The sequence below is a fragment of the Pseudomonas sp. NBRC 111138 genome, from assembly GCF_001320835.1.
In the GTDB taxonomy this organism is placed as follows: Bacteria; Pseudomonadota; Gammaproteobacteria; order Pseudomonadales; family Pseudomonadaceae; genus Aquipseudomonas; species Aquipseudomonas paracarnis.
This window is the reverse complement of the sequence record NZ_BCBO01000094.1, coordinates 37,348-46,799: the sequence shown is the minus strand read 5'-3', so window position 1 is coordinate 46,799 and position 9,452 is coordinate 37,348. Positions and strand designations below refer to the sequence as shown.

6 protein-coding genes are annotated in these 9,452 nt (G+C 62.9%); 4 read left to right on the top strand and 2 right to left on the bottom strand.

From position 1 onward, the window contains the following. Window positions 1-518 (bottom strand): beta-ketoacyl synthase N-terminal-like domain-containing protein (locus APH41_RS18195; protein ID WP_305728902.1); only part of this gene is annotated, 518 nt, incomplete at its 3' end. A gap of 199 nt (window positions 519-717) precedes the next feature. Beyond that, window positions 718-2,232 carry a polyphosphate:AMP phosphotransferase gene (gene pap, locus APH41_RS18190; RefSeq protein WP_054920485.1) on the bottom strand — a complete coding sequence of 505 codons (1,515 nt, stop codon included), beginning with the start codon at window positions 2,230-2,232 and terminating at the stop codon, window positions 718-720. A 154-nt stretch (window positions 2,233-2,386) separates the two neighbouring features. Between pap and mnmC the strand changes: the two genes are divergently transcribed. From mnmC to APH41_RS18170, 4 genes are all read left to right on the top strand, one after another. Continuing rightward, window positions 2,387-4,387, top strand: coding sequence for a bifunctional tRNA (5-methylaminomethyl-2-thiouridine)(34)-methyltransferase MnmD/FAD-dependent 5-carboxymethylaminomethyl-2-thiouridine(34) oxidoreductase MnmC (gene mnmC / locus APH41_RS18185; protein WP_054920482.1), 2,001 nt, complete (start codon window positions 2,387-2,389; stop codon window positions 4,385-4,387). A 136-nt stretch (window positions 4,388-4,523) separates the two neighbouring features. Further along, a complete protein-coding gene (locus APH41_RS18180; RefSeq protein WP_034126154.1) occupies window positions 4,524-6,296 on the top strand; it encodes an N-acetylglutaminylglutamine amidotransferase in 1,773 nt (590 codons plus the stop codon). Window positions 6,297-6,299: 3 nt separating this feature from the next. Further along, window positions 6,300-8,045, top strand: a complete 1,746-nt coding sequence (gene ngg, locus APH41_RS18175) for an N-acetylglutaminylglutamine synthetase (protein ID WP_054896318.1) — start codon at window positions 6,300-6,302, stop codon at window positions 8,043-8,045. Window positions 8,046-8,202: 157 nt separating this feature from the next. Beyond that, entirely contained in the window at window positions 8,203-9,387 is a 1,185-nt protein-coding gene (locus APH41_RS18170) for an osmoprotectant NAGGN system M42 family peptidase (protein WP_034126152.1), read from the top strand. Window positions 9,388-9,452: the final 65 nt, after the last annotated feature.

The window sequence follows — 9,452 nt, the reverse complement described above, 5'->3', positions numbered from 1 at the left end:
CTTTGCAGCGCGTAAAGATCCTGGTCTTCGCGGCTGACGTGATAGCGGCGCGCAACGATTTCGGCGGTCTGGCCCATGGGGAAGTAAATGCCCGGCACCTGTTCCTTAAGCAGCGGGTTGATCAGGTTATCGGTGTTGACGCTCTTCATGGTCAGGCTGATGGACTCCACGCCACCGGCAACAATGATGTCGCTGCAGCCCGAAGCGATCTGGTTGGCGGCAATGGCAATCGCCTGCAAGCCCGACGAACAGAAACGGTTGAGAGTCATGCCCGCCGTACCGGTGCCCAGTTGCGAGAGCACCGCCACGTTACGCCCGATGTTATAGCCCTGGGCGCCTTCGTTGGAGCCGGCACCGACGATGCAGTCTTCTACCGTCGCAGGGTCGATACCGTTGCGGGCCAGCAGCGCATTGACACAATGGGCCGCCATGTCATCGGGACGGGTCTGGTTGAACTTGCCGCGAAAGGATTTGGCCAGGCCGGTTCGCACGCTGTCGACGATCACTACTTCACGCATGGGCTACCTCGATCTTGTGGTTGTGGATCGAGGATAGATCCAGGCCTGGCCGACCGCGATGATCATTCACTGCGTGGATGCAAAAGCATGGAGCCTCTGTAGGAGCGAGCTTGCTCGCGAAAAACTAATAGGCGCCGCGTTCACTCAGGAAGCACGCGTTATCGTTGACGTTTTTCGCGAGCAAGCTCGCTCCTACAGGCTATTTCTTTTTCTTCTTGTCGTGCTTGTCGCTTTTATCAAACGCTTCTTCCAGCGCACGGTTGATGGTGCGCAGCACCTTGACCCGCGCCCAGCGCTTGTCGTTGGCCTCGACCAGAGTCCAGGGCGCCACCTCGGTGCTGGTGCGGTCAACCATATCGCCCACTGCCGCGCGGTAGTCGTCCCACTTGTCGCGATTGCGCCAGTCGTCTTCGGTGATCTTGAAGCGTTTGAAGGGGATTTCTTCACGAGCCTGGAAGCGCTCCAGTTGCGTCTCCTTGTCGATGGCCAGCCAGAACTTGACCACGATCACCCCCGCATCGCGCAGTTGCTCTTCGAAGTCATTGATCTCGCCATAGGCGCGCATCCAGTCCGCAGGGGTACAGAAGCCTTCGATGCGCTCCACCAGCACGCGGCCGTACCAGGAGCGGTCAAACACGGTGAACATGCCGCGCGCCGGGATTTTCTGCCAGAACCGCCATAGATAAGGCTGGGCCCGTTCGTCTTCGCTGGGCGCGGCAATCGGCACGATGTGGTACTGGCGCGGGTCCAGTGCTGCCGCCACACGGCGGATCGCCCCGCCCTTGCCCGCCGCGTCGTTGCCCTCGAACACGCTTACCAGCGCGTGCTTGCGCATACGTTTGTCGCGCATCAGGCCAGAGAAGCGCGCCTGTTCGGTAATCAGTTGCTCTTCATAGTCGTCCTTGTCCAGGCGCAGGGTCATGTCGAGGCTGTCGAGCAGGCTCTTTTGGTCCACCGAGGCAAGCAACGGCGCCGGGTTCATGCCGCTGGCCTTGACCTTGGCCTGGTTCAGGGCACTTTGCAGCCCATCGAGCAGGATCTTGCCCACGGTCAGCCCACGGTAATGGGGGTCGACGCCTTCGATCACATGCCACGGCGCGTAATCGCGGCTGGTGCGGCGCAGCACACGCTCACCGAAATGCACGAACTTGTCGTAGGTCTTGGACTGCTGCCAGTCCAATGGGCTGATGCGCCAGCTGTGCAGCGGGTCGTCGGCCAGGGCCTTGAGGCGCGCCTTCATCTGTTTTTTGGACAGGTGGAACCAGAACTTGAAGATCAGCGCACCTTCATCGCAGAGCATCTTTTCCAGACGTTCGGCGCCGGCGATGGCCTGGTCCAGGCGCGCATCCTTGATCTGCCCATGCACGCGGCCTTGCAGCATCTGGCTGTACCAGTTGCCGAAGAAAATGCCCATGCGGCCCTTGGCCGGCAGTTGCCGCCAGTAGCGCCAGGCCGGTGGACGCGCCAGTTCTTCGTCGGTCTGCTGGTCGAAGGTGCGCACTTCGATCAGGCGCGGGTCCATCCATTCATTGAGCAGCTTGACGGTTTCACCCTTGCCCGCCCCCTCGATGCCGTTGATGAGGATGATCACCGGGAAGCGTTTCTGCTGTTGCAGCTCGTACTGAACTTCCAGCAAGGCTTCACGCAAGGCCGGCACTTCGGCGTCGTAGGTGTCTTTGTCGATGGCGTGACCGATTTCGGCGGATTCGAACATGGGCAGCTCCGTTTCAAGATGGCTCAAGACTAGCGGATTGGGCCCCGACACGCGCAAGGAAATACAACCCAGCCTTGCCATGGATCAATTCAACGCCTGTTGATCGGCTAGAATGGCCGCCTTGCCTTTGCCCGCTTTCATTTTATGAGCCGCCATGAACCCCATCACCCACGCCCAGCTCGACTGGGATGACCAAGGCCGCCCGCATTCGCGGGTATTCGACGACGTGTATTTCTCCGACCAGTCGGGCCTGGAAGAAACCCGCTACGTGTTCCTGGAGCAGAACCGCTTGCAGGAACGCTTCGCCGCCTTGCCCGCAGGTGGGCGCCTGGTGATTGGTGAAACTGGCTTCGGCACCGGCTTGAACTTCCTCTGCGCCTGGCAGTTGTTCGAACAGCACGCAGTCGCCGGTGCGCGGCTGCACTTTGTCAGCGTGGAAAAGTACCCCCTCAGCCATGCCGACCTGCAACGCGCCCTCGCCCTCTGGCCCGAACTGCAACCCTTGGCCGAGCAACTGCTGGCGCAATACATTGCCATCCACCAGGGTTTCCAGCGCCTGGTACTGGACAATGGCCGCGTGACCCTGACCCTGTTGATCGGCGATGCGCTGGAACAATTGCCGCAACTGGACGCCCAGGTCGATGCATGGTTTCTCGACGGGTTCGCCCCGGCGAAAAACCCCGACATGTGGACCGCCGAGCTGTTCGCCCAACTGGCGCGCCTGGCGGCACCGGGCTCGACCATCAGCACTTTCACCAGCACCGGCTGGGTAAGGCGGTTGATCAATGCCGCCGGGTTCAAGATGAAACGCACGCCAGGCATCGGCCATAAGTGGGAGATCCTGCGTGGGGAGTTTGTCGGTTGGCCCGCCGACTTACCCGCGCCGGCCCCACGTAAACCCTGGTTCGCCCGGCCACCCGCCATCGAGGGAGAACGTCATGCTCTGGTCATCGGCGGTGGCCTGGCCGGGTGCGCGACCGCCGCCAGCCTGGCCGCCAGGGGTTGGCGTGTCAGCCTTCTCGAGCGCCACGCCGGCTTGGCACAGGAAGCGTCGGGCAACCCACAGGGTGTGTTGTACCTCAAGCTTTCGGCCCATGGCACGGCCTTGTCCCAGCTGATAGTCAGCGGTTTTGGCCACACCCGACGCCTGCTGGAACATTTGCACCGAGGTGTCGATTGGGACGGCTGTGGCGTGTTGCAACTGGCGTTTGACGCCAAAGAGATCCAGCGTCAGGCTCAATTGGCAAACGCCTTTGCTCCGGACCTGCTGCATCTACTAGACCGCGAGCAGGCGCAGCAAAAGGCGGGAATCGAACTGGCCCACGGCGGGTTGTTTTTTCCAGAGGGCGGTTGGGTGCATCCGCCCGCGCTGTGCCAGTGGCAGGCCAAACATCCACTGATTGAAGTGCTCACCCACCACGAGGCACTGGAACTGCACCGGCTCGACGACCAATGGCAAGCCCGCGCCGGTGACCGCGTGCTGGCCAGCGCCGGTGTCGTGGTGCTCGCAGGGGCTGCGGAGATCAAGCGTTTCCCCTTCAGTGCTGACATACCGCTCAAGCGCATCCGTGGGCAGATCACTCGGCTGGCGCAAACCTGCGCGAGTAAAGCGCTGGCCACGGTGGTCTGTGCCGAGGGCTACGTCGCGCCGGCCCGGCTTGGCGAACACACCCTGGGCGCGAGTTTTGACTTCAACAATCAAGACCTCACGCCCACGCCCGCCGAACACAGCGGCAACCTGCAGATGCTGCGCGAGATGTCTACCGACCTGCTGCAGCGCCTGGGTGCCGACCGCCTGGCGGCCGAACAACTGGAAGGCCGTGCCGCGTTTCGTTGTACCAGCCCCGACTACCTGCCCATCGTTGGGCCATTGGCCGACCATGCGGCGTTTCAGCAGGCTTATGCGGTACTGGGCAAAGACGCCCGGCAAGTGCCGCAAACGCCCTGCCCGTGGCTGCCGGGGCTGTTTCTCAATAGCGGCCATGGCTCGCGTGGCCTGATCACTGCGCCGTTGTGCGGCGAACTGCTGGCTGCATGGCTGAGTGATGAGCCCCTGCCAGTGCCCACCAGCGTAGCCGAGGCTTGCCACCCCAATCGATTTGCCCTGCGCGCGTTGGTGCGAGGCCAGGGCGCTGCACAAAAAAAGCCGGATTAAAGGCAATGCGGCTATCTGCCTTATAACTTATCGGTCTAAAACTCCACGCATAGCACTGGGTCAGTTTCTGGGTACGCGCCCTTTTGGGCGTATTGAGTATTGACCCCTCCCCAACGGAAAAACCGGTAAGGAAATTATGTGTGGACTAGCTGGCGAGTTACGCTTTGATCATCAACCTGCCGACCTGGCAGCCGTAGAACGCATCACGCACCACCTCGCCCCCCGAGGCCCCGACGCCTGGGGCTTTCATGCCCAAGGGCCGATTGCCCTGGGCCACCGCCGCCTGAAGATCATGGACCTGTCGGACGGCTCTGCCCAACCGATGGTCGACGCCCATCTGGGGCTGTCCCTGGCGTTCAATGGCGCTATCTATAATTTCCCGGAGCTGCGCCAAGAGCTGGAAGCCCTGGGTTACGCCTTCTATTCCGGTGGCGACACCGAAGTGTTGCTCAAGGGTTATCACGCCTGGGGCGAAGCGCTGCTGCCCAAGCTCAACGGCATGTTCGCTTTCGCCATCTGGGAGCGTGATGCCCAGCGTCTGTTCATCGCTCGTGACCGTCTCGGTGTGAAGCCCTTGTACCTGTCGCGCACCGGCCAGCGCCTGCGTTTCGCCTCGGCGTTGCCAGCGTTGCTCAAGGGTGGGGATATCAACCCGATCCTCGATCCGGTCGCCCTCAACCACTACCTGAATTTCCACGCCGTGGTCCCCGCGCCGCGCACGCTGTTGGCCGGCATCGAAAAGCTGCCGCCCGCCAGCTGGATGCGCATCGACGCCAGCGGCAAGACTGAACAGAAAACCTGGTGGACCCTGCCCTACGGCCCCCATGAGGACGAAAAACACCTGACCCTGGAAGACTGGACCGACCGCGTGCTCGACAGCACCCGCGAAGCCGTGGCCATCCGCCAACGTGCGGCGGTGGATGTGGGTGTGCTGCTGTCAGGCGGCGTCGACTCGAGCATGCTCGTCGGCCTGCTGCGTGAAGTGGGCGTGGAGGATTTGTCGACCTTCTCCATCGGCTTTGAAGACGCCGGCGGCGAACGTGGCGATGAGTTCCAGTACTCAGACCTGATCGCCAAACACTACGGCACCCATCACCACCAACTGCGCATCGCCGAAAGCGAGATCATCGAGCAACTGCCAGCAGCCTTCCGCGCCATGAGCGAGCCGATGGTCAGCCATGACTGCATCGCCTTCTACCTGCTGTCGCGGGAAGTGGCCAAGCATTGCAAAGTGGTGCAGAGCGGCCAGGGCGCCGATGAACTGTTCGCCGGTTACCACTGGTACCCGCAAGTGGACGGTGCCAGCGACCCGTACGCGGCCTATCGCGAGGCGTTTTTCGACCGCAGCTACGACGACTACGCTGCCACCGTCGCGCCCAAATGGCTGACCGCCAACGACGCTGCTGGCGATTTCGTGCGCGAGCACTTTGCAATGCCGGGCGCCGACGCAGCGGTGGACAAGGCCCTGCGCCTGGACAGCACGGTGATGCTGGTGGACGACCCGGTCAAACGCGTCGACAACATGACCATGGCCTGGGGCCTGGAAGCGCGCACACCGTTCCTCGACTACCGCCTGGTAGAACTGTCGGCCCGTGTGCCGGCCCAGTTCAAGCTGCCCGACGGCGGCAAACAGGTGCTCAAGGAAGCGGCGCGTCGGGTGATCCCCAGCGAAGTCATCGACCGCAAGAAAGGCTACTTCCCGGTGCCCGGCCTCAAGCACCTGCAGGGCGATACCTTGAATTGGGTGCGCGAGTTGCTGCTGGACCCGAGCCAGGACCGCGGGCTGTTCAACCCGGCCATGCTCGACCGCTTGCTCACCGACCCGCAAGGCCAATTGACCCCGCTGCGCGGCTCCAAGCTGTGGCAGCTGGCGGCGCTGAACCTGTGGCTGAGCGAACAAGGAATCTGATCCATGAAACCGAATGCCGCGGCTTACAGCCAACGCTTACTCAAGGGCCAGGCGCCGACCTACGAGCGCCTGCAAGCGCGCCTGGCCGAAGATGGCAGCGCACTGGCCGCCGACCCGATTGCCGTGCATTGCGGCTGGGGCCGTTTGTTGATCGGCCACACCTTTCCCGACCCGGCAAGCCTGGCTCAGGAACTGCTCAACGAGCAGCCCGGCGAGCGTGATATCGCGCTGTACGTGGCCGCGCCTCAGCAAATCCTGGGCATTGACCCGCAGCAACTGTTCCTCGACCCGTCCGACACCCTGCGCCTGTGGTTCACCGACTACCGCCCGGCCACCCGTGTATTTCGCGGCTTTCGTATTCGCCGGGTACAGAGCGAGGCCGACTGGCAAGCGGTCAACCACCTGTACCAGGGCCGCGGGATGCTGCCTGTCGACCCGGAACGCCTCACCCCACGTCATCAAGGCGGCCCGGTGTACTGGCTGGCCGAAGACGAAGACAGCGGCGCGGTGATTGGCAGCGTGATGGGCCTCAATCATCACAAGGCCTTCCAGGACCCGGAGAACGGATGCAGCCTCTGGTGTCTGGCCGTCGACCCTCAATGCACCCGCCCTGGCGTCGGTGAAGTGTTGGTGCGCCACTTGGTGGAGCACTTCATGAGCCGAGGCTTGAGCTACCTGGACTTGTCGGTGCTGCACGATAACCGCCAGGCCAAGAGCCTTTACGCCAAGCTCGGCTTTCGGGCGTTGACCACCTTTGCAATCAAGCGCAAGAACGGTATCAATCAACCGCTGTTTCTGGGCCCGGGGCCGCAGGCGGAGTTCAACCCTTACGCGCGCATCATTGTCGAAGAAGCCCACCGACGCGGTATTGATGTGCAAGTGGACGATGCCGATGCGGGCCTGTTCACCCTTAGCCACGGCGGGCGTCGCGTGCGTTGTCGTGAGTCCCTGAGCGACCTGACCAGCGCCATCAGCATGACCCTGTGCCAGGACAAGAGCCTCACCCACAAGGTGCTCAAGGCGGCGGGCCTGCAGGTGCCGGTGCAACAGTTGGCGGGCAGCGCCGACGACAACCTGGAGTTTCTCGACGAACACCAGCGCATCGTGGTCAAGCCGCTGGATGGCGAGCAAGGCCATGGCGTCGCAGTGGATCTGCGCAGCATCGAAGACGTGCAGCAGGCGATCGAAGCGGCGCGCCAGTTCGACAGCCGCGTGTTGCTGGAAAGCTTCCACGAAGGCCTGGACCTGCGGATTCTGGTGATCGGTTTTGAAGTGGTCGCGGCTGCGATTCGTCGCCCTGCCGAAGTGATCGGCGACGGCCAACATTCAATTCGCGCGTTGATCCAGGCGCAAAGCCGTCGTCGCCAGGCGGCCACCGATGGCGAGAGCAAAATCCCGCTGGATGCAGAAACCGAGCGTACCCTCAAAGCCGCAGGTTACGACTACAACAGCATCCTGCCCCGTGGCGTGCAACTGGCCGTGCGACGCACCGCCAACCTGCACACCGGGGGTTGCCTGGAAGATGTCACGGCGATCCTGCACCCCACGCTGGTGGACGCGGCCGTGCGTGCGGCCCGTGCCCTGGATATCCCCATGGTCGGCCTGGACCTGATGGTACCTGCGGCCGACCAGCCAGAGTATGTGTTTATCGAAGCCAACGAACGGGCCGGCCTGGCCAACCATGAACCGCAACCCACGGCTGAGAAGTTTGTGGATTTGTTGTTTCCACACAGTCAGCCAGCTACCTGACTACCGATCGTTCCCACGCTCCGCGTGGGAATGCAGCCTGTGACGCTCTGCGTCACCACAGTGGACGCAGAGCGTCCCTGAGGCATTCCCACGCAGAGCGTGGGAACGATCGCACGATCGCAGCGCGTCGATCGCCCTCAACTCATCAGGAGTTTCCATGACCCGAACCATTCCCGAACCCGATCTCGCGTACCTGCAAAAAGTGCTGCTGGAAATGCTCGCCATTCCCAGCCCCACCGGTTTTACCGACACCATCGTGCGTTACGTCGCCGAACGCCTGGAAGAGCTCGGCATTCCGTTTGAAATGACCCGGCGCGGCACCATTCGCGCCACCCTCAAGGGCCAGAAAAACAGCCCTGACCGCGCCGTCTCCGCCCACCTGGACACCATCGGCGCCGCCGTGCGTGCGATCAAGGACAACGGGCGCCTGACCCTGGCGCCGGTGGGCTGCTGGTCGAGCCGCTTTGCCGAAGGTAGCCGGGTCAGCCTGTTCACCGACAACGGCGTGATTCGCGGCAGCGTATTACCGCTGATGGCCTCCGGGCACGCATTCAACACCGCCGTGGATGAAATGCCGGTGAGCTGGGACCATGTCGAGCTGCGCCTGGACGCCTACTGCGCCACGCGTGCCGACTGCGACTCCCTGGGCATCAGTGTGGGTGACTACGTGGCGTTCGACCCACTGCCCGAGTTCACCGAGAGCGGGCATATCAGCGCTCGCCACCTGGACGACAAGGCCGGCGTCGCCGCCCTGCTCGCCGCGCTCAAGGCCATCGTCGACAGTGGCGAACCCTTGCTGATCGACTGCCACCCGCTGTTCACCATTACCGAGGAAACCGGCAGTGGCGCAGCGGCCGCCCTGCCCTGGGATGTAAGTGAGTTTGTCGGCATCGATATCGCCCCGGTCGCCCCCGGCCAGCACTCCAGCGAACACGCGGTGAGCGTGGCCATGCAGGACTCCGGCGGGCCCTATGATTATCATCTGTCCCGCCACTTGCTGCGCCTGGCGTCGGAGAACGACCTGCCGGTACGCCGCGATCTGTTCCGCTATTACTTCAGCGATGCGCACTCGGCGGTCACCGCCGGCCATGATATACGCACCGCCCTGCTGGCCTTCGGTTGTGACGCCACCCACGGTTACGAGCGTACCCATATAGACAGCCTGGCCGCCCTGAGCCGCTTGCTGGGCGCTTACATCCTCAGCCCGCCGGTATTTGCCAGCGATGCGCAACCGGCCCAGGGCTCACTGGATCGGTTCAGTCATCAGATCGAGCATGAAACGCAAATGGAGAGCGACACCCGCGTGCCGTCGGTAGACAGCCTGGTCGGCCAGAAGTCCTGACGCGGTGAGTTGATACTGGCAACAAAGGTCCCGGCGCAGTAGCATCGCCGGGACCTGACACCTGA